This window comes from Rhodomicrobium udaipurense JA643 (genome assembly GCF_000636015.1).
Lineage (GTDB): Bacteria > Pseudomonadota > Alphaproteobacteria > Rhizobiales > Rhodomicrobiaceae > Rhodomicrobium > Rhodomicrobium udaipurense.
Genome location: NZ_JFZJ01000014.1, coordinates 1 through 19465 on the forward strand (window position 1 = coordinate 1; position 19465 = coordinate 19465).

17 protein-coding genes are annotated in these 19465 nt (G+C 63.7%); 10 read left to right on the plus strand and 7 right to left on the minus strand.

What is annotated here, in order from left to right:
• Positions 1–178: 178 nt before the first annotated feature.
• Positions 179–784, plus strand: coding sequence for a 3-isopropylmalate dehydratase small subunit (gene leuD, locus T281_RS03850; protein ID WP_013420213.1), 606 nt, complete (start codon positions 179–181; stop codon positions 782–784).
• Positions 785–840: 56 nt separating this feature from the next.
• Here leuD and trhA read toward each other — a convergent pair whose 3' ends face one another.
• A complete protein-coding gene (trhA, locus tag T281_RS03855) occupies positions 841–1494 on the minus strand; it encodes a PAQR family membrane homeostasis protein TrhA (RefSeq protein WP_037234615.1) in 654 nt (217 codons plus the stop codon).
• A 63-nt stretch (positions 1495–1557) separates the two neighbouring features.
• Positions 1558–2838: a DUF3422 family protein gene (locus tag T281_RS03860; RefSeq protein ID WP_037234544.1), complete on the minus strand. Its 1281-nt coding sequence runs from the start codon at positions 2836–2838 to the stop codon at positions 1558–1560.
• 131 nt (positions 2839–2969) lie between these two features.
• On the opposite strand from T281_RS03860, the gene T281_RS03865 reads away from it, so the two are divergent.
• On the plus strand, positions 2970–3743 hold the full coding sequence (locus T281_RS03865) for a class I SAM-dependent methyltransferase (protein ID WP_155955083.1): 774 nt from the start codon (positions 2970–2972) through the stop codon (positions 3741–3743).
• A gap of 94 nt (positions 3744–3837) precedes the next feature.
• On the opposite strand, the gene T281_RS03870 is transcribed toward T281_RS03865, so the two are convergent.
• Positions 3838–4380, minus strand: coding sequence for a hypothetical protein (locus T281_RS03870; RefSeq protein ID WP_037234548.1), 543 nt, complete (start codon positions 4378–4380; stop codon positions 3838–3840).
• 166 nt (positions 4381–4546) lie between these two features.
• Between T281_RS03870 and T281_RS03875 the strand changes: the two genes are divergently transcribed.
• From T281_RS03875 to T281_RS19280, 6 genes are all read left to right on the plus strand, one after another.
• Entirely contained in the window at positions 4547–6067 is a 1521-nt protein-coding gene (locus T281_RS03875) for an alpha/beta hydrolase (protein WP_037234551.1), read from the plus strand.
• Between the two features lie 93 nt (positions 6068–6160).
• Positions 6161–7045: a cell envelope integrity EipB family protein gene (locus T281_RS03880; protein WP_037234553.1), complete on the plus strand. Its 885-nt coding sequence runs from the start codon at positions 6161–6163 to the stop codon at positions 7043–7045.
• A 248-nt stretch (positions 7046–7293) separates the two neighbouring features.
• A complete protein-coding gene (locus T281_RS03885) occupies positions 7294–7476 on the plus strand; it encodes a Flp family type IVb pilin (protein ID WP_037234556.1) in 183 nt (60 codons plus the stop codon).
• Between the two features lie 22 nt (positions 7477–7498).
• Entirely contained in the window at positions 7499–7984 is a 486-nt protein-coding gene (locus T281_RS03890) for an A24 family peptidase (RefSeq protein ID WP_037234558.1), read from the plus strand.
• A gap of 116 nt (positions 7985–8100) precedes the next feature.
• Entirely contained in the window at positions 8101–9525 is a 1425-nt protein-coding gene (locus tag T281_RS03895) for a leucyl aminopeptidase family protein (RefSeq protein ID WP_037234559.1), read from the plus strand.
• The gene (locus tag T281_RS19280) at positions 9522–10874 is read left to right on the plus strand and encodes a C40 family peptidase (RefSeq protein WP_081796581.1); all 1353 of its coding nucleotides are present in this window, start codon (positions 9522–9524) and stop codon (positions 10872–10874) included. The genes T281_RS03895 and T281_RS19280 overlap by 4 nt, the downstream gene beginning before the upstream one ends.
• Before the next feature lie 80 nt (positions 10875–10954).
• Here the strand turns inward: T281_RS19280 and T281_RS03905 are convergent, their stop codons facing one another.
• Genes T281_RS03905 through T281_RS03920 form a run of 4 tightly spaced genes read right to left on the minus strand, consistent with a single transcriptional unit; the run spans position 10955 to position 15669 of the window.
• The gene (locus T281_RS03905) at positions 10955–11728 is read right to left on the minus strand and encodes a transporter substrate-binding domain-containing protein (protein ID WP_037234562.1); all 774 of its coding nucleotides are present in this window, start codon (positions 11726–11728) and stop codon (positions 10955–10957) included.
• Positions 11729–11744: 16 nt separating this feature from the next.
• On the minus strand, positions 11745–12545 hold the full coding sequence (locus T281_RS03910; protein ID WP_037234563.1) for an ATP-binding cassette domain-containing protein: 801 nt from the start codon (positions 12543–12545) through the stop codon (positions 11745–11747).
• 11 nt (positions 12546–12556) lie between these two features.
• Complete coding sequence (locus tag T281_RS03915; protein WP_037234565.1) at positions 12557–13882, minus strand: ABC transporter ATP-binding protein; 1326 nt, start codon at positions 13880–13882, stop codon at positions 12557–12559.
• A 35-nt stretch (positions 13883–13917) separates the two neighbouring features.
• Positions 13918–15669, minus strand: a complete 1752-nt coding sequence (locus T281_RS03920; protein ID WP_245269144.1) for an ABC transporter permease — start codon at positions 15667–15669, stop codon at positions 13918–13920.
• A gap of 169 nt (positions 15670–15838) precedes the next feature.
• On the opposite strand from T281_RS03920, the gene T281_RS03925 reads away from it, so the two are divergent.
• Together T281_RS03925 and metH are read left to right on the plus strand one after the other, a co-directional pair.
• Entirely contained in the window at positions 15839–16450 is a 612-nt protein-coding gene (locus tag T281_RS03925; protein ID WP_155955085.1) for a hypothetical protein, read from the plus strand.
• A 148-nt stretch (positions 16451–16598) separates the two neighbouring features.
• Complete coding sequence (gene metH, locus T281_RS03930) at positions 16599–19280, plus strand: methionine synthase (RefSeq protein WP_081796582.1); 2682 nt, start codon at positions 16599–16601, stop codon at positions 19278–19280.
• Positions 19281–19465 lie beyond the last annotated feature (185 nt).

Sequence of the window (19465 nt, forward strand, 5' to 3'; positions counted from 1 at the left end):
TGCAATTCGCCGCGCGCATTGGCGATGACGACCTTCTTCTTCGCCTCGCGCGTGAACTGGAGCAGGCCGCGCCGTGGGGCAAGCGCCGCCCGCGCGTCTGGTCCGGTGCATCCTCTCGCCAACCCGCTTGATTTGCAGCGCGCCTCCCGCTTAAAGGGTAGGAAAAGGAATAAACGCCATGGAAAAATTCACCACGCTGACGAGCGTCGCCGCTCCGCTTCCGCTGATCAACATCGACACCGACATGATCATCCCGAAGCAGTTCCTGAAGACGATCAAGCGCACCGGCCTCGGCAAGTCGCTGTTCTACGAAATGCGCTTCGACGAGCAGGGCAACGAGAACCCTGATTTCGTGCTGAACAAGCCCGCCTATCGCGCGTCGAAGATCCTCGTCGCGGGCGACAATTTCGGCTGCGGTTCGAGCCGCGAGCATGCGCCGTGGGCGTTGCTCGACTTCGGCGTTCGCTGCGTGATCTCGACCTCGTTCGCCGACATCTTCTACAATAACTGCTTCAAGAACGGCATCCTGCCGATCACGGTCAGCCCGGAAGACCTCGCGAAGCTCATGGACGACGCCGAGCGTGGCTCGAACGCCACGCTGACGGTTGACCTCGAAGCGCAGGAAATTCGCGGCCCCGATGGCGGCGTTGTGCGCTTCGACATCGATCCGTTCCGCAAGAAGTGCCTGATCGAGGGCCTCGACGACATTGGCCTCACAATGCAGAAGGCCGACAGCATCGAGCTTTACGAAACCACGTCGCAGCTTTCGCGCCCTTGGGCTTGATCGCGCGAGCGGGGATTTCATGCAAAGGTCGGGGCGTTCCCGGCCTTTATTTTTGACTAACTCGGAAAAACAGCGGCGCGGATCGCGAAGAACTGTGTCGCCGCGCCCGCCAGCACGAAGACGTGCCAGATCACGTTGTGGAAGCGCATCCACTCCATGAGATGGAAGGGCACGCCCGCAGTGTAGACCACGCCGCCCGCCACGAGCAGCGTCAGCGCGTCCTCGGGCAGCGCGCGCACCAGCGGACGCAGCGCCGCGAGCACGATCCAGCCTTGCGCGAGATAGAGCGCTACGCACAGCCTGTCGAACCGGCGCGGAAAGCGCAGCTTCACGAAAACGCCGAGCGCCGCGATGGCCCATACCGCCACCAGCATTCCGATCCCGGCGCCGCCGCCGACGACAACCGCGAAGGGCGTATAGCTCCCCGCGATCATGACGAAAATCGCGGCGTGATCGGCGCGGCGCAGCAGCTCCTTCGCGCGGCGCTCCGGCGCGAGGTTATAGGCAGCCGACGCGCTGAACATGGCGACGAGGCCGAGGCAATAGACGATCACGGCGGCGAGATGCGCGCCCGACACAGCACCCGCCGCCTCGACAAGCAGCCAGACGCTCGCGACTGCGGCGAAGGTTACGCCCGCCGCGTGCACGCCCGCGTCGGCGATCTGCTCGGCTCTGGTGTAGGAAGGAAAAAAAGGGCGCGCGTCTTTCATGCCGTCAACCTGCATCGACGAAATGGCGCGGGCATGACGCCTTTCGCCGACGCGACGATAGCCCTATTTCGCGATGTGAGCCTTCACGCGCCGCGTGCCCCAGAATACCAGCGCGGCGACGATGGGGATGCACGCACCCATGACGATCTCGGGGTTGAGCGGGATCAGTTCCGCCGTCTTCAGGCCCTTCGCGCCATAGCCCACAAGACCCACAATGTAATAGGTGATGGCCGCAACCGACAGCCCTTCGACCGTTTCCTGCAAGCGAAGCTGAAGCTGCGCGCGGCGGTCCATTGAGGCGAGCACCGCCTGATTTTGCTGTTCGAGGGTCACGTCCACCTTGGTGGAGAGAAGCTGCGTCGCCTGCGCCACGCGCGTCGAGAGCGATTCCTGGCGCGCAGTCGCTGCAGCGCAGGTGCTCATCGCCGGTTCGAGACGGCGCTCGGTGAACTCTTGAAACATCTGAAGGCCCTCGATGCGGCCCTCGCGCAGCTCGGCGATGCGATGCTTCACGATGTCGTAATAGGCGGCGGCGGCCGCGAAACGGTAGGCGCTGACGGAGCGGCGGTTCTCGATCTCGGCCTGAAGCGTGGTCAGGCGTTCCAGAAGCTCCGGCTCGTTGATATCGCCCGGCTTGACGAGCGCGGCCGTGATCCGGGCAAGCTCCGCCTCACAGGTTGACAGGAATGGCGAAAGATCGCGCGCCACGGGGAAAGCCAGCAGCGCCATCATGCGATAGCTATCGACTTCGAGGAGGCGCTGCGCGAGGCGGCCCGCCTGCCGCGGCGTCAGCGAGATGTCCTGCATCAGGAAGCGCGTGAAGCCGTCGTCGTGAATGCGGAAGTCTGTGAAGACGCGGCCCGCGCCGCTGGCGACGCTAGCGCCGACGAGGACATTCCCGGCGAAATAGCGCGAGGAGATTTCATCGGGATCGGGCAGCGAGTCCGCGCCGCGCACCAGTTCGACATTTGCCGCGACGATCAGCGAGCCAGGCAGCCCCGCCACCCAGTCTTCGGGGAGCGCCTTGATCGCCGGATGGCCGAACAGCTCGCCATTCGGGCCTTCGGTGAAAACCATGAAACGCGAGAACTCAGAGTGCCGCTCATAGGTGAAGCGAAACGTGCCGAAGTTTTCGCTGTAATGCGTCGCCTTATCGTCGGGAACCGGCCTTCCGAAGCGCTCGGCAAGCTCCTGCACCTTGCGGCCGATGTCTCCGCGCGAGGTTTCGTCGGTCTTGAAGGCGAGATAGGAAATGCGGCACGGGGCGCTCAGCGCCTCGGGCGTGCGGGCGTGCACCTCGTCGTTGAGGACAATGCGCAGGGGATGGTTCGTCGGCAGGGTCATAAGCGGTAACTGTGGTATTCGCGCGCGTGCGTCAAGGGCGCGATTGCTGCATCGCACCATTGTGAGGCGTTTCTGCATCGCGGGCGCCGCTATCGGCCAGCGGGGACTGGACAGCGACAAGGGGATTTGGCTTGGTTGGTGGCGCGCCAAAGGTTAACGGGCGCGCGGTTTCTCTCCGCAAGCGCACCGCTTCGGGCAGGCGCGAATTTGGCGAAGGTGGGCAATATATGTTTCTGCGTCGGATGTTAATGTGTGTGTTGGCAATAAGTATATTGCCGCAAATCGCGTTTGCGAATGCGCCCGGATCGGCAGCAAAGTGGTCATCAAGGCAATATACATTTTCCAAGAACTGGTTCGATAGTCGGATACCGTCCTGGACGCGCCTTCTTGAAGAATTCAAGGGTAAGCCGGGAATTAATTATCTTGAGATCGGTGCTTTTGAGGGACGCTCCGCCTTGTGGGTTTTGGAGAACATCCTGACGCATCCCACTTCAAAAATAACAGTGATCGATGCCTTTGAGGAAAAGGGCATTTTTCAAAGGTTTTCGTCGAACATCACTTTGTCAGGAGAGGCGGACCGGTTCCGAGTGCTCGTGGGACCTTCCACAGAAAAACTCAAGGAACTGCCATCGAACTCGTTTGATCTGGCATTTATAGACGGGTCCGGAAAAGGCGTGTCCATGTTGGCCGATCTGGTCGGCGTCTGGAATCTCGTCAAGCTGGATGGCATAATTATTTGCAGCCGGTATCCTCTCGATGACAAGCTGAGACGAGATTTGAAACTGAAGCCCAATGATCCGGGTCCATATGAGGCGATAGACGCCTTCCTGAAAGTCCACAAGAACTATACATCTGTTCTGTCGTTCCAAGAGGATCAGATTATCCTCAGAAAGACACGTGAATAGCCGCTGGATCGGAGACGCTTATGTTGCCGAATCAAGCGAATGGGTCGGGTTGCTTGATCGCCCTCCTCCCCATATGAGCTTAAAGCGTTTAGTCCTATTCGAGCCAACGGATCGCTTGGCGTGCCTTCCAATGGGCGGACATTTCAAGAAAGGCGTCGTGCTCTTGTTTAGATTCAGATAACGCTTCCTCGTAATGTTGCTGCCAGGCTTCCTCAACTTCTTCTTCAGACGCTCCGGATTTTTTTATCTTGTCAACCGCCTGATCCGCTAACGCGTGCGCATGTCTCCTGAAGGCGTCAGCCGACAACGTCGGCGATTGTTTCTCGATGGATAAAGCTTCCCGGTAGGCTTCGTCATACAAATCGCGGTACCGTACAATTTTTTCGGCTTCTTCATCCGTAGGGCACTGCGCGATCATGCTTGCATAATAAATATCTACCTCGACTTGGCTCCATATGGGTGCCCGAGTATTTTTGTTTAAAGGGGCGGGAAATTTTTTATCCTTGATTTCGGCTGCAATAATCTGGGCATTCCAGCCGGTCATGTCGGTTATATCGGCTTCACAATACATCGTCCGATGATCAAAATCCTCTTCTATATCATAACTTTCCGATAGCCAGACATCCGAGACCTGCATGATTTTATCCCCCAAATCATTTGGAGGGTGCCAGATTCGAGCGGCATCCGCGATACCGAATAGGTTTGTGTCGGAACAGGGTGGTCAGGCGATATCGCGTTTGCCGGAATTCCCGCAATCGGAGTAGGTTGCGCGCGATCCCCAGCCTCAAGCATCCGGTCCCCTCATGACATCCTTCCGCATCATCGCCGCCGCAATCGCGCTTGCCTGCATCGCGTTCGGCTTGTGGCGGCTCGAAGGCGCGACGCACGGCCTCGTCGTGACGCGGATGCAGGCGGGCGACACGCCGGTGACGGTGTTCCGGGCCGAGGGCAGCGCGAAAGGCCCGGTGGTGCTGATCGCGCACGGCTTCGCGGGATCTCAGCAACTCATGCAGCCCTTCGCGATCACGCTCGCGCGCAATGGCTACGTCGCCGTCACCTACGACAGCCTCGGCCACGGCCGCAACCCGGAGCCGATGCGCGGCGACATCACGAAGGTGGAGGAGGGGCCGACGCCGAGGCTTCTGGCGCAAGTGGGCGAGGTGGCAGCGCTTGCGAAGACGCTGCCCGAGAGCGACGGCCGCATCGCCGTCCTCGGCCATTCGATGTCGAGCGATATCGTCGTGCGGTTCGCGCAGGCGCATCCCGAGGTGGCGGCGGTGGTCGCGGTGTCGATGTTCTCGCCCGTGGTCACGCCGACGAGCCCGAAGAACCTCGCCGCCATCGACGGCGCGGCGGAATTCGGCATGCTGCATGACGAGGCGCGCCGCGTGGTCGGCATGGTGTCGAGCGGCGCGGCCGAGCCCGGCGTCATCTACGGCAGTTTCGCGGACGGGTCCGCGCGCCGCTTCACGCTGTCGCCCGGCGCGGAGCACATCGGCGTTCTCTATAGCGCGGCGAGCATGGAAGCCGCGCTCGACTGGCTGAACCGCGCCTTCGGGATGAGCGGCAGCGCGCCGGTCGAGGATCGCGGCATCGCCATCGCCGCGCTGTTCTTCGGCGTGACGCTGCTGGCCTGGCCGCTCGCGTCGCTGTTGCCGCGCGTGTCGCCGATGCCGCTCGGCGCGGGGCTGCCGTGGCGGCGCTTCTGGCCCGTCGCCGTCGCGCCCGCGCTGCTGACGCCGCTGATCTTGTGGAAAATGCCGACGGGCTTTCTGCCAGTCGTGCTCGGCGACTACATCGCGATGCACTTCGCCTGTTACGGCCTCGTGACGCTGGCGGCGCTGTGGATCGCGACGCGCGGCGAAGGAATAGCGCGGCCGTCGGTCAACGTCGCGTTCATCGTCGCGGCGGCGCTCGTCGCGGCCTACAGCATCCTCGCCTTCGGCCTGCCGCTCGACCGCTATGTGCTCTCGTTCTTCCCGATCGCGGAACGTCTGCCGCTTCTATTCGCGGTGCTCGGCGGCACGATCCTGTTCTTCCTCGCGGATGAATGGCTGACGCGCGGGCACGGTGCTGCGACGGGCGGCTACCCGGCGACCAAGGCGCTGTTCCTGTCTTCGCTCGCGCTGGCCGTCGCGCTAAACTTCGGGAAGCTGTTCTTCCTGATCCTCATCATTCCGATCATTTTCGTGTTCTTCGTCATCTACGGGCTGTTCAGCGGTTGGGTGAACCGGCGCACGAACGATCCGCTCGTCGCGGGGCTCGCCAACGCGCTCGCCTTCGCCTGGGCTATTGCGGTGACGTTTCCGCTTGTCAGACCGTAACCGATGGGCAACGACGCTGCCCTATAACGGCTGTTATTGTTCGCGATATCGCTTATGACTGCACCTTACAAAACAGCGGCCGGTGGTTCGTTCATGACGTCTTTCACAATGCCCGCAGTGGCTGCGGTTTCCGGCTGGCTCGGTCTGTCCGCCTGCGTCGCGTTGTCCTGCGCCACGGCGTCGGCGCAAGAGAAACCGGCCGAGGCCATCGAACTCGCCCCTCATCGGGCCGTGTACGAACTCGTGCTCGACAGGACCGGCGCGGGCTCGAACATCAGCGATATCCGTGGGCAGTTGACCTACGACTTCACCGGCTCGGCATGCCAAGGCTACACGCTCAACACGCGGCTGGTGACGGAAATCTACGACCGCGAAGGCAAGCAGAGCACCACCGACACGCGCTCTGAAAGCGTCGAGGACGGCGAAGGCCGCCGCTTCCGCTTCAACACGTCGCAGTACATGAACAAGAGCCCGAAGCCGGCCGACGCCACGTCCGGGCTCGCCGTCCGTGCGCCGCAGGGCGGCCGTGAGACCGTGACGGTGACGCTGTACAAGCCGAAGAAAGGCTCGTTCACGCTGCCCGGAAACATCTACTTCCCGACGCAGCATTCCATCGCGATCCTGAAGGCGGCGAAGGCCGGAGATACGCGGCTTCAGGCTGATTTTTTCGACGGCTCCGACAAGGGCACGAAGATTTACGAGACCACGACCGTGATCGGCGCGCCGCTGCAATTGGCCGCCAATGCGCAGCTACCCACGATCAAGAACGCGGAAATTCTCGACAGCATCCAGTCCTGGCCCGTGGTGGTCAGCTACTATGAGCAGAACGGCAAGAAAGACGGCCTGCCGACCTATGAGGTCTCGTTCCGCATCTATGCGAACGGTGTCAGCCGGAAATTGACGCTCGATTATGGCGCGTTCGCGCTCAGCGGTGAATTGTCGGCCATCGAATTCCTGCCGTCCAAGCCCTGCCCCTGATCCACAAGCCTGGCTGATCGGAAAACAGCCGTTTCGCGCGTCGCATCGGCGCGCCCGCAGCCGCTCCGCATGGCCCAGAACAGCCGCGCCGCGCGTCCCACAGCGACTTGTTAAACCTCGCGATAACCATTCAGAGCGTTACCCACTGCGCGGAAAATCGAATTAAATGCGTGTTAAATCTTGTGCCCCTAACGTGCAGGGAGACGCCGCTTCCATGGAGGCGGCGTCCATATCGTCGGAGGTGTGTAATGCGTGCGAAGCTTGAAGAATTCTGGATGGACGAACAGGGCGCGGCCGCCATCGAACTTGGCTTGATCGCCGCCGGTTTCTGCGTGGCGCTCATCACGCTCGCGGGCCAGATGAACGACGAGGTGAAGATCATGTTCGAGCGGGTGCGCGAAATGCTGCGCTCGTTCAACACGATGCAATAGCCCTCCGTTCAGGTGAGCGCCGATGGAATCGTCCCTGACGTCGACCGTCGCGGCGGCCCTTCCCGTCATGCTTGTATGGGCCGCCGCCGTCGATCTCCTGACGCGCGTGATACCGAACAGGCTTGTGCTGGTGTTGGCCGCCTGCTTCGCCGTTTTCGCGCTGCTCGCCGGGCTTGATGCCGCCCGGATCGCGTCCCACACCGGGTGCGCGCTTCTCGTTCTCGTCTGCGCCTACGGTCTTTTCGCGGCTTCCCTTCTCGGCGGAGGCGACGCGAAGCTTCTGGCCGTGGCATCCCTCTGGATCGGCCCGAATGCGCTGCTTCCGTTTCTCGCCGGTACGGCTCTCGCCGGTGGCGCTCTGGCGCTCGCCTATATCGCGGCCGATTTCGCGAGCGACGTCCTTCATTCCGACGCCGACACGCGCGACCGTGCAACGGCGATCCCCTATGGCGCTGCCATCGCCGTGGGCGGCCTTGCCGTGATGCCGGACTGGCTCGCCTCAATTTAGCGGCTTTTTTGCACCGAAATCGCCCTTCTCCGCCGTTTTCGCGTCCGGATCGCGGCCAAGTCTTATGCACGTTATAGGGGTGCATTTTCGCCGCCGATCCCCTATAGGTTCAAGGCATGACGATTTCCTACGAAACGATTCACGACGACATTTCCGAGCTTCTGGCGAGCCATAACAAGGGCGCCATCAAGATCCGGGCTCTTCCCGGCGCTGAACTTCGCGACGATTTCGCTCGCTTCGTCACGCCCGCGCAGGCGGCATGGCTCGATGCCATCAGCTGGAAGGCGAAGCCCGGCTCGCACGCTCTTCTTCCGGGTGAAACGGGGATCGCCGAAGTCATCTTCGCGCTTGGCGATGCGGAACCTTCGCCCGCTTCAGCGCTCGCGCTCGGCGCGCTGCCCGCAATCTTGCCCGAGGGCACCTACGAGCTTTCAGACTTTCCCGGCGCGCCTGAAGACGCCGTCCTTGCGTGGCTTCTCGGCGCCTACGAGTTTCGACGCTATTTCACGCGCGCACCGAAGCCCATCCGCGCGCTCGTGCTTCCCGAAGGCGTCGACCGCGCGGCGGTGATCGCCCGAGCGCAGGCCGTGTGGTTCGCGCGCGAACTTATCAACGTCCCCGCCAACGATCTCGGCCCGTCCGACCTCGCGGACGCGTTCGCGAGCATGGCGCGCGTCTTCAAGGCCGAGGTGAAAATCCTTCGCGGCGCAGCGTTCCTCGAAAAGAACTTTCCGCTTCTGCAAACCGTCGGGCGCGCCTCCACGCGCGAGCCGTGCCTTGCCGAACTCCATTGGGGCAACACGAAGCACCCCAAGGTGACGCTCGTCGGCAAGGGCATCTGCTTCGATACCGGCGGCCTCGACATCAAGCCATCGCCCGCAATGGCGCTGATGAAAAAGGATATGGGCGGCGCGGCGAGCGTGATCGCTCTCGGCGCGATGATTATGGCCGCGAAGCTGCCGGTGCGGCTGCGCGTTCTCGTGCCCACCGCCGACAACAACATTTCCGGCAACGCATTCCGGCCGGGCGACATCATCAAGAGCCGCGCAGGCGTCACGGTCGAGATCGGCAACACCGACGCGGAAGGCCGCCTCGTTCTGGCCGACGCGCTGGCCTATGCCGACGAGGACGGCCCGGATCTGATGATCGACATGGCGACGCTGACCGGCGCGGCGCGCGTTGCGCTCGGCCCGGATCTGCCGCCGTTCTACACCGAAGACGAAGACCTCGCCGCCGCCGTCTACAAGGCGGGCGCGCATGTTGGCGATCCGTTGTGGCGGCTGCCGTTCTGGATGCCCTACGACCGCGACCTCAAGAGCAAGGTCGCCGACGTGAACCACATTTCGAACAGCCCGCTAGCCGGATCGATCACGGCGGCGCTGTTCCTGAAGCGCTTCGTGAAGAACGCGAAACGTTATGTGCACCTCGATATTTTCGGCTGGACGCCGCGCGCATTGCCCGGCAAGCCGATGGGAGGCGAGCCGCAAGGCGCGCGTGCCTTGTTCGAGGTGATCCGCAACGAATATGGGAGAGGCGCATGACACAGCTCGATCCTCGCCTTCACGCTTACCGGGAAGACCTCGCCGCCGCATCGCTGCAAGACCGCGTGCGCGCGCAACGCTACGTTCAGGGCGAAGTGCGCCAGGTTGCCGCGCCATCCGCGCCCGTGCGTGTCGCGCCGAAATTTGAAGCCGAGCAGGCAACCGAGGCGCTGTCCGGCGAACTCGCGACGCTCTATGAGGTGCGCGACGGGTTCGGCTGGGTTCAGCTTCATGAAGACGGTTATGTCGGCTACATGCCGCTCGACGCGCTGTCGTCGCTGGTCGAGGACAACACGCACCGCGTGAGTGCGCGCCTCACCTATCTCTATCCCATCCCGGACATGAAGCGCCCGCCGATCACGAAGCTGAGCTTCTCGACGACGGTGCTGCCGATCAGCCGCGCGGATGGCCGCTTCCTTGAGCTATCGCGCGGCGGCTTCATTTTCGCCGACCATCTGGTCGGCATCCGCGAGCGCGCGCGGGACTTCGTGCGGGTAGCCGAGCGCATGGTCGGTGTGCCCTATCTCTGGGGCGGCAAAACGACGCTCGGAATCGACTGTTCGGGCCTCGTGCAGGTTTCGTTGCAGGCGGCAGGCGTGCATTGCCTGCGCGATACCGACATGCAGATGGCGAGCCTCGGCGAGGCGCTCGATCCGAACAACCTCGACGCCATCCAACGCGGTGACTTGATCTTCTGGAAAGGCCATGTCGCCATCGCGCAATCGCCGGACTGGATGATCCATGCGAGCGGCCATCACATGGAAGTTGTGGTGGAGCAGATCCGGCGCGCCGTGGAACGCTACGCCGAGGCGGGAAGCCCGGTGCTCGGGATCATCCGTCCGAACCTTGAAGCAAAGGCAGCGCCCGAGCCGCAGATCGCCGCGCCATCCGAAAACGCTCGGGCACAGGCCGCGGCACCGGCGCAACCCGTACAGGCCGCAGCGCCGACGCAGGCGCAACCCGCACGGGCCGCGCCACAGGGTAACCGACCGGCTCAGGCATCCCCTGCTGCGGGTGCTCCCGCGGCTCCAGCGCCTGCGGCCCCGGCTCGGCCCGCTCCAACTCCGGCGCAAGCGCAACAACGCCCTGCAACAGCACCTTCATCGCCTTCACCGACACCGCCTTCACCGGCCCGGAGCGAGAGGCAACGCGCTGCACTGACGCAAGCAGTAGCCCCTCAGGCGTCGACTCAGGCAGCGGAAGCGCATGCCCCTTCGGCTCAAACGCAGCTCGAAACAGCCGCCAAGCGCGCGGCACAGGAACTCGCGCGACGCACGCCGCAGGACGCCGCGAGGCCGGCGCAGAGCGCAGACCCGCGCGCGCCACGCACTCAAAAAGACGGCGCGTAAGGCGCGACCGGCCAAGAGTGCGCGCCGGTTTTAGTCACAAGCCGCGCAGCACCTCCGCGGGCACCGCAGCTGCGGGCGCGTCAGAACACCGGGAACGGGAAGTATTTCGCGTTGATCTTCGCGTAGGTGCCGTCCTTAACGATGCCGTCGAGAGCGTCGTTGAAGCGCTTCACCAACGCGTCATCGCCCTTCCGCAGCGCGATGCCCACGCCTGAGCCGAAATACGCTTCGTCGGCGAGTTCCGTCGGCGCGATCTCGCAGCACTGGCCCTCGGGCGACTTCAGCCAATCATAAACGGCGAGTTTGTCGTACAGCACGTAATCCACGCGCCCGGCCGAGAGGTCGCGATAGGCGTCGGCCACGGTGTTGTAAAGCCGCACGATGGAGCGATGATATTTGTCTTCGAGGAAGGCGGAATGGTTCGTCGCCGTCTGCACGCCCACGGGCTTGCCGGTCAACGCTTTCGGCGAAACGTCCTTCGCGTCGAAGCCCTTGCGCACCACGAACACACTCGGCGAGCGGTAATAGGGCTTGGTGAAAGCCACCACGTTCTTGCGGTCTTCGGTGATGTTGAGCGATGCGACGATGGCGTCATATTTCTTCGCGAGCAGCGACGGAACGATGCCGTCCCAATCCTGCTCGACGATCTCGCACTCGGTCTGCATCTTGGCGCATAGCGCCTTCGCGATATCGACGTCGAAGCCCGTCACCTCTCCGCTTGCATCGATGATGCTGAAGGGCGGGTTCGTACCCTCGGTCGCGATGCGGATTTTCGTTTGGGCGGAGGCGGTGAGCGGCAGAAGGCAAGCGAGGCAGACAAGCGCCAGAAGGCGCGTGAGAGGGGCTTTGACCATGGTTTTCGCCGGGCGGTTAGAGTCCGTTGCTCTCTAACGTAGGCAGCGGAGTTTCGCGCGTAAAGCCGCCTGCCCGGAAAGCTTCGAGGAATTGAACGAGGCGCGGGCTTCGCGGCGCGGAAAACAGGTCTACCGATGGGCCTTCCTCCTCGATGCGGCCATCGGCGAGAAACAGCGTGCGAGACGACACGTCGCGGGCGAACGCCATTTCATGAGTCACGATGACGAGCGTGCGCCCCTCATCCGCGAGCCGCCGGATCACCGCCAGCACCTCACCCACGAGTTCGGGGTCTAGCGCGGATGTCGGCTCGTCGAACAGGATCGCGTCCGGGTGGACGGCGAGCGCGCGGGCGATGGCGGCGCGCTGCTGTTGCCCGCCGGACAATTCGGCTGGGTAAGCGTCGGCGCGGTGCGCGAGGCCCACCTTCTTCAACAGGGCGTGCGCTTCCTCGATGGCCTCGGCGCGCGGGCGGCCATGCACATGCACCGGCGCTTCGATCACATTGCCGAGCACCGTCATATGATGCCAGAGGTTGAAGCCCTGGAACACCATGGCGACGCGGCGGCGCAACCGCTCCACCTGCCGCGCGTCGGGCTTCCGGCCCGGCTCGATGCGCACATGCTCGCCGCCCGCGACGATCTCGCCCGCGTCCGGCGTCTCCAGCAGATTGAGGCAGCGCAGGAACGTGCTCTTGCCGGAGCCGGACGAACCAATGATCGAAATCACCTCGCCCTTTTCGGCGGCGACCGAAACGCCCTTCAGCACCTGCGCGGCGCCGAAACTCTTGGTGATGCCTCGCGCTTCGAGTGCGATCATGCGAGCCGTCCTTATGCCGGATTGTCGAGACTGATCATCCCCGTCTCGCCGTCATAGGCAAGCACTTCTGCATAGCGCGCCCAGTTGATGACGGTGTGAAGCGTGCGCTCGGCATCGTCCTCCGGCATGTTGTCTTCAAGCTCGTCCTGGAAGCGGATGATCGAGGCGCGGCGGCTCGAACGCTCCTCAAGGATGCGCCGGATATGAGCCACGAGCGGCACATAGGCGAGAAGATGCTGCGCGAACTGCGCCTTGCGTTCGTCGACGCCCGCATCCACGAAGCGGCGACCCGCGTCGGTGATCTTGAGATCGCCCTCAGCGAGTTCGGCAAAGCGCAGCAGTTGCAGCGTCTCGGCGGCGGGGAAAAGCTCGTCCACCTCCATTTGCGCGCGCTCGGCGAGCGGCGGCAGGTCGGCGCGGCCGTTGAAGGGCGGCTCGGCGAGCGTTTCGAGCAAGCCCGCGAGCGTGTTCGTGGACACATCGGGCAGGCTCATGTTGATGCCGGTGCCGGGGAATATGCCTTCGCCGCGCGCGGGTGTGGCCGTGGGCTTGGCGGTCATGCGGGCGTAGATGTCGTCCACCATGGCGCGGAAGGCGGGGTCCACGCGGTTTCGCGGCTGCGGCAGGTTCACCTTGATTTCGGCGATGACGCGGCCCGGGTTCGACGAGAAGACGAGGATGCGATCGCTCATCAGCACCGCTTCCTCGATGTTGTGCGTGACGAGAAGGATAGACTTTATCGGCATGCGGGCTTCCACCCACAGGTCGAGAAGGTCGGTGCGGAGCGTCTCGGCCGTCAGCACGTCGAGCGCGGAGAAGGGCTCGTCCATCAGCAGCACCTTCGGATCGACGACGAGCGCGCGCGCAAGGCCGACGCGCTGGCGCATGCCGCCGGAAAGCTCCTTCGGATAGGCGCTCTCGAAGCCATCAAGGCCGATCAGGTCGATGGCCGCCAGCGCGCGCTTCTTGCGCTCCTCTGCCCTGACGCCTTGCGCTTCGAGACCGATTTCCACGTTCTCCTGCACGGTGAGCCACGGGAACAAAGCGAAGCTCTGGAAGACCATCGCAAGGCCGTCGGCAGGGCCGTCCACGCGCTTGCCTTCGACCGAGACTTCGCCCTCGCTCGGCGTGAGGAGGCCGGAAATGATGCGGAGCAACGTGGATTTGCCGGAGCCGGAGCGCCCCAGCAGCGCGACGATTTCGCCGTTGTAGAGCGAGAGGTTCACGTTCTCCAGCACGACGAGGTTGCTGCTCGTCCCGCGCTTGTAGAAGTGGCGGACGTTTTGCACGGCGACGAGCGGCGTGCGGCCGTTGCTGCGCGGCGTGACAACTCCCATGGCCCCCTCCTCTTTTCTAAGGTGTCGCTTCAGATTCAGATGCGAAGACGGCGGTCGGCATAAGCATACAGCCGTCGCCACAAGACGCGGTTGAGCGCGACGACGAACACCGACATCACGCCCACACCCAGCACGACACGGTGGAAATCGCCCGCGGCGGTCGCATCCGCGATATAGGCGCCGAGGCCCTGCGCCTCCACCTTCGTATCGCCCCAGCTCACCGCTTCGGCCACAATGCTCGCGTTCCACGAGCCGCCCGACGCCGTTAGCGCGCCGGTCACGTAGTAGGGCAAGATCGAGGGCAACATCACCTTGCGCCACCAGAGCCAACCCTTCAGGCGATAAAGCTCCGACGCCTCGCCGAGATCGCGCGGGAATACGCTCGCCCCGGCGATGACGTTGAACAGGATATACCACTGCGTGCCGAGGATGATGAGCGGCGAGAGCCAGATGTTCGGATCGAGCTTCCACGCGACGATACCCATCACCACGAAGGGAAACAGCACGTTCGCCGGGAAGGCCGCGAGAAATTGCGCCAGCGGCTGGATGCGCTCGGCGAGTTTCGGCCGCAAGCCGATGTAGACGCCGACCGGCACCCATATGAGGCTGGCGATGGCGATCAGCACCATTACGCGTATGAAGGTGATGCAGCCGTCCGTCACCGCTTGCACCACGTCGGACCAGCCGAGCGTTGCGCGGACATAGCTGTAGATCGACCACGCAGCCCACACGACAACCGCCGCCAGCACGATATTGAACAGGATGTCGAGCGCCCGGCCCGCCGTCTTCCCGATCCGAGGCTCGGGAGCATGGCGCGATAGCGTGCTGACCCCGCCACCGAACAAGCCCGCGATCCTGCCCAGAAGGCCGTTCACGGCCTGGATCAGCCGCGTCCGGCGCAGCAGGTTCAGCACCCACGATTCGGGCGGGTTCTGCGATGCGACGAGTTCCACGCGGAACTTGTCGGACCAGGCCACAATGGGCCGGAACAGAAGCTGGTCGTACAGGACGATGACCACGCCCATCGCGCCGACCGCCCACGCCACCGCGCCGATGTTCTTCTGCTCAATGGCGAGCGCGATATAGGAGCCAATGCCCGGCAGCGTGACGGTGGTGTCGCCGACCGAGATCGCTTCGGACGCCACGACGAAGAACCAGCCGCCCGACATCGACATCATCATGTTCCAGACGAGGCCTGGCGTCGCGAACGGCACTTCGAGCTTCCAGAACCGCTGCCACGGCGTGAGGCGGAATTGCTCCGTCACCTCTTCGAGGTCGCGCGGCACGGTCTTAAGCGACTGGTAGAACGAGAACGTCATGTTCCACGCCTGACTCGTGAAGATCGCGAAGATGGCCGCGAGTTCCGCGCCGATCTGGCTGCCGGGGAACAGGTTCAGGAAGAAGACCACGGTGAAGGTGAGGAAGCCCAGCACCGGCACCGATTGCAGGATGTCGAGCGCGGGAATGATGACGCGTTCGGCCTTGCGGCTCTTGGCGGCGAGCGGCGCGACGATGAACGTGAACAGGAGCGAGAAGCCCAGCGCCGCGAACATGCGAAGCGTCGTCAGCAGCGCGTATTGCGGCAGGTTCGCCGGATCGAGCGAGACGGGGTTCGCGGCAAGCCCCGTCAGCGGTTGCTGCATGGTCTTTGCGCCGTGCGCCATCGCGACGAGCACCGCGCCAAGCGCAAGAAACACAACCACGTCGTAGCGGTTCGGCCACGCCTGCGCGACGGTTGCGGAAATATTGGCGATACGGCGGTTGCCGGCAAACTGGGGCATCGTCATCGCGCGCCTCGCTTCCGTGTTTGAGGCCATCGCTTCGGAAACGAAGCGACGCCCTTTCCTGCCTTGCTTCGTTCGTTCCGCCGACCGGGGAGCCGTCAGATGATTTGCGTAGGAGGTGTCGCACACTCGCGCAAAAAGTGTGTGAAGCCGGAGCTTTCCTGGAAAGGCGATGAATGCGCCGCGGCTTTCTGTCAACTCCGAAAACCTGCTGTCCGAAAGGACGCGCGACGATGCGCGGAAACGCTGTCTTGTTGCGGCCAGAATCGCATCGCCCTGTTTGCCGCCAAGGAGAACGCTAGTGCAGTCTATTCGACATTTGGCGAGCCGGCTCGTCGTTGTGATCGCGGTCGCGACGGGCGCAGGGGTGTGCTGCCCGCCCCACGGAGCGTTCGCCGCGCACCGCATTGCGGCGACCATGGCGGCAACCTTGGCGGCCGATTTCGCTGATAGCGCCGCAGATGGCTTCTCGGATGCAGGCGGACCTGATTCGTTCCCCCGTGATCGCTACGCCATCCCGGTGCGCCATCGAAGGCTGACGTCCGATAGCGACAATAGCGTCGAGGAAGGAAGAAGTTTCGCCGCGCGGCTGAAGCACAAGCAGGGCCGCAACCTCACGCGCAAGAAGCGCCGCTTCCGGCAACAACAGGCATGGCTTGAGAAGCAGCGGCGCGTCATGGGACAAAAAAGGGCGGCGGCGAGGGCTCACCAATATGCGGCCGCGCGGCGTCATGCCGGAAAGCGGCATCGAAAAGCCCCGCGCAGGATTCGTCGGCTGAAATAAGGAAAGACGGCGCAGGCAGCGCTTTGTCGCTGTTCCGAGCATAGCGCGCAGATGCCGATGACCGCAGCCGCTGATTTCGCTTGAAACTTCGCGCGGGCCTCACCAAGGTTCCTTGCTCGCCGCATAGGCGTAAAGGATAAGTCGAGACATGACCGGAACAGGCCAGCAATTCATCATCGTGGGCGAGCGGACGAACGTCACGGGCTCCGCCAAATTCCGCAAGCTCATCGAGGCTGGCGACTACGACGCGGCCCTTTCGGTCGCGCGCGAGCAGGTGGAGAGCGGCGCGAATGTCCTCGACGTGAACATGGACGAGGGCCTGCTCGACAGCGAGAAGGCGATGACAACCTTCCTGCATCTCATCGCGTCGGAGCCCGACATCAGCCGCGTGCCGGTGATGATCGACTCGTCGAAATGGACGGTGATCGAGGCCGGGCTCAAATGCGTGCAGGGCAAGCCCATCGTCAACTCGATCAGCCTCAAGGAGGGCGAGGAGGCATTCCTCGACCATGCGAAGAAGGTCATGCGCTATGGCGCGGCCGCCGTGGTGATGGCGTTCGACGAGGTGGGCCAGGCCGACACCGAGGAGCGCAAGGTCTCGATCTGCCGCCGCGCGTTCAAGCTGCTCACGGAGAAGATCGGCTTCTCCCCGGAAGACATCATCTTCGACCCCAACGTGTTCGCTGTCGGCACCGGCATCGATGACCACAACAATTACGGCGTCGACTTCATCGAGGCGACGCGGCGCATCCGGCGGGAAATGCCGCACTGCCACGTGTCGGGCGGCGTGTCGAACCTCTCGTTCTCGTTCCGCGGCAACGAGCCGGTGCGGCAGGCGATGCACACCGTGTTCCTCTACCACGCCATCAAGGCGGGTATGGACATGGGCATCGTGAACGCGGGGCAGCTCGGCGTTTACGACGACCTCAATCCCGAGCTTCGCGAACTGGCCGAGGACGTGGTGCTTAACCGCCGCGCCGACGCCACCGACCGGCTGCTCGAAGCCGCCGATCGCTTCAAGGGCGGTGGCTCGAAGAAGGCCGCGCCGGATCTTACGTGGCGCGAGCGGTCGGTCGCCGAGCGTCTGAAGCACGCGCTCATCCATGGCATCACAGACTATATCGACGCCGACACCGAAGAAGCGCGCGCCTCGCTCGGCCGTCCGATGCACGTGATCGAAGGTCCGTTGATGGGCGGCATGAACGCCGTCGGCGACCTGTTCGGCGCGGGCAAGATGTTTCTGCCGCAGGTGGTGAAATCCGCGCGCGTCATGAAGAAGGCCGTGGCCTATCTCATGCCGTTCATGGAGGAAGAGAAAGCGGCAGGCGGCGAGGAAGCGCAGGCAGCGGGCCGCATCATCATGGCCACCGTGAAGGGCGACGTGCATGACATCGGCAAGAACATCGTCGGCGTCGTTCTCCAGTGCAACAATTACGAGGTGATCGACCTCGGCGTGATGGTGCCGCCGCAGCAGATCCTCGACGCCGCGCGCGAGCACAAGGCCGACGTGATCGGCCTTTCCGGCCTCATCACGCCAAGCCTCGATGAGATGGTGTTCGTGGCCTCCGAGATGGAGCGGCAGGGCTTCGAGGTGCCACTTCTGATCGGCGGCGCGACCACGAGCCAGGTGCATACCGCTGTCAAGATCGCGCCGAATTACGCGCGCGGGCAGGCGGTGTATGTCACGGATGCGAGCCGCGCCGTGGGCGTGGTGTCGAGCCTGCTCGGCGGCGAACGCGACACCTATATCGGCCAGATCCGCGAAACCTACACCAAGGTGGCGCTGGCGCATGAGCGCGGTCGCGCGGCGAAAATGCGTCGTACGCTGGCGCAGTCCCGCGCCAATCGCTTCGACCCCGGCTGGCACGGTTATGTTCCGCCGAAGCCGTCCTTCATCGGCGCGCGCGCGCTCGAAAACTACGACCTCGCGACGCTCGTGCCCTACATCGACTGGACGCCGTTCTTCTCGGCATGGGAGATGAAGGGCACCTATCCGGGCATCCTCACCGACAACAAATATGGCGACGCCGCGTCGTCGCTGTATCGCGATGCGCGGGCGATGCTCACGCAGATCGTGGAGGAGCGCTGGTTCCGCGCGAACGCAGTTTACGGCTTCTGGCCGGCGAATTCGCTCGAAGACGACGACATCGCCATCTATGCCGACGACAGCCGCACCGAAACCATCGCCACCTTACGCTCGCTGCGCCAGCAGATCGCGCGCGACAGCGGCCGCGCCAACATCGCGCTCTCCGATTTCATCGCGCCGGAAGCGACCAACATCGCGGACTATGTTGGCGGCTTCGCGGTAACAGCAGGCATCGGCGAGGATGTTATCGCGGAGCGCTTCTCGCGCGCGAACGACGACTATTCCCGCATCCTCGTCAAGGCGCTGGCCGACCGGCTGGCCGAAGCCTTCGCCGAGCATCTCCACGCGCGTGTGCGCCGCGAGTTCTGGGGCTATGCCGCCGACGAGGCGCTTGCGCCGCATGAGCTTCTGGCCGAGACATACCGCGGTATCCGGCCCGCGCCCGGCTATCCCGCCCAGCCCGACCACACCGAGAAGACGACGCTGTTCGACCTGCTCGATGCGACGCGAGCGACTGGCATCGCGCTCACCGAGAGCTATGCGATGACGCCGCCCGCTTCGGTGTCCGGCCTCTATTTCTCGCATCCCGACAGCTATTATTTCGGCGTCGGCAAGATCGAGCGCGACCAGGTGGAAGACTACGCTCGCCGCAAGGGCTGGAGTGTCGCCGAGGCTGAACGCTGGCTCGCGCCCATCCTCAACTATGAGCCGGGTCGGAACGCGCTGACGGGCGAGGCGGCTTGAGGCTGGCTTGCCCCCAATCGCCTCGCGTTCTCATCGCCTCAGCGCTTCCTTTGCGGAAAGCGCGTCGACTCGGTCGCTGGTCAATGCACTCCGACCGCATGGGCCTCGTTGGCGGCGAGCTTGCGGCTTCCTAAATCTCATGCTCGGTAGCCGACTGAACGCCGCCGCGACAAACGGAAAATGGT

Excerpts from the sequence above, each read along its gene's own strand:
- metH (WP_081796582.1), top strand. The coding sequence starts at position 16,599 with ATGACCGGAACAGGCCAGCAATTCATCATCGTGGGCGAGCGGACGAAC.
- leuD (WP_013420213.1), top strand. The coding sequence starts at position 179 with ATGGAAAAATTCACCACGCTGACGAGCGTCGCCGCTCCGCTTCCGCTG.
- T281_RS03880 (WP_037234553.1), top strand. The coding sequence starts at position 6,161 with ATGACGTCTTTCACAATGCCCGCAGTGGCTGCGGTTTCCGGCTGGCTC.
- T281_RS03915 (WP_037234565.1), bottom strand. The coding sequence starts at position 13,882 with ATGGGAGTTGTCACGCCGCGCAGCAACGGCCGCACGCCGCTCGTCGCC.
- T281_RS03870 (WP_037234548.1), bottom strand. The coding sequence starts at position 4,380 with ATGCAGGTCTCGGATGTCTGGCTATCGGAAAGTTATGATATAGAAGAG.
- T281_RS03920 (WP_245269144.1), bottom strand. The coding sequence starts at position 15,669 with ATGACGATGCCCCAGTTTGCCGGCAACCGCCGTATCGCCAATATTTCC.
- T281_RS03860 (WP_037234544.1), bottom strand. The coding sequence starts at position 2,838 with ATGACCCTGCCGACGAACCATCCCCTGCGCATTGTCCTCAACGACGAG.
- trhA (WP_037234615.1), bottom strand. The coding sequence starts at position 1,494 with ATGAAAGACGCGCGCCCTTTTTTTCCTTCCTACACCAGAGCCGAGCAG.
- T281_RS03905 (WP_037234562.1), bottom strand. The coding sequence starts at position 11,728 with ATGGTCAAAGCCCCTCTCACGCGCCTTCTGGCGCTTGTCTGCCTCGCT.
- T281_RS19280 (WP_081796581.1), top strand. The coding sequence starts at position 9,522 with ATGACACAGCTCGATCCTCGCCTTCACGCTTACCGGGAAGACCTCGCC.
- T281_RS03885 (WP_037234556.1), top strand. The coding sequence starts at position 7,294 with ATGCGTGCGAAGCTTGAAGAATTCTGGATGGACGAACAGGGCGCGGCC.
- T281_RS03895 (WP_037234559.1), top strand. The coding sequence starts at position 8,101 with ATGACGATTTCCTACGAAACGATTCACGACGACATTTCCGAGCTTCTG.
- T281_RS03925 (WP_155955085.1), top strand. The coding sequence starts at position 15,839 with ATGAATGCGCCGCGGCTTTCTGTCAACTCCGAAAACCTGCTGTCCGAA.
- T281_RS03910 (WP_037234563.1), bottom strand. The coding sequence starts at position 12,545 with ATGATCGCACTCGAAGCGCGAGGCATCACCAAGAGTTTCGGCGCCGCG.
- T281_RS03875 (WP_037234551.1), top strand. The coding sequence starts at position 4,547 with ATGACATCCTTCCGCATCATCGCCGCCGCAATCGCGCTTGCCTGCATC.
- T281_RS03890 (WP_037234558.1), top strand. The coding sequence starts at position 7,499 with ATGGAATCGTCCCTGACGTCGACCGTCGCGGCGGCCCTTCCCGTCATG.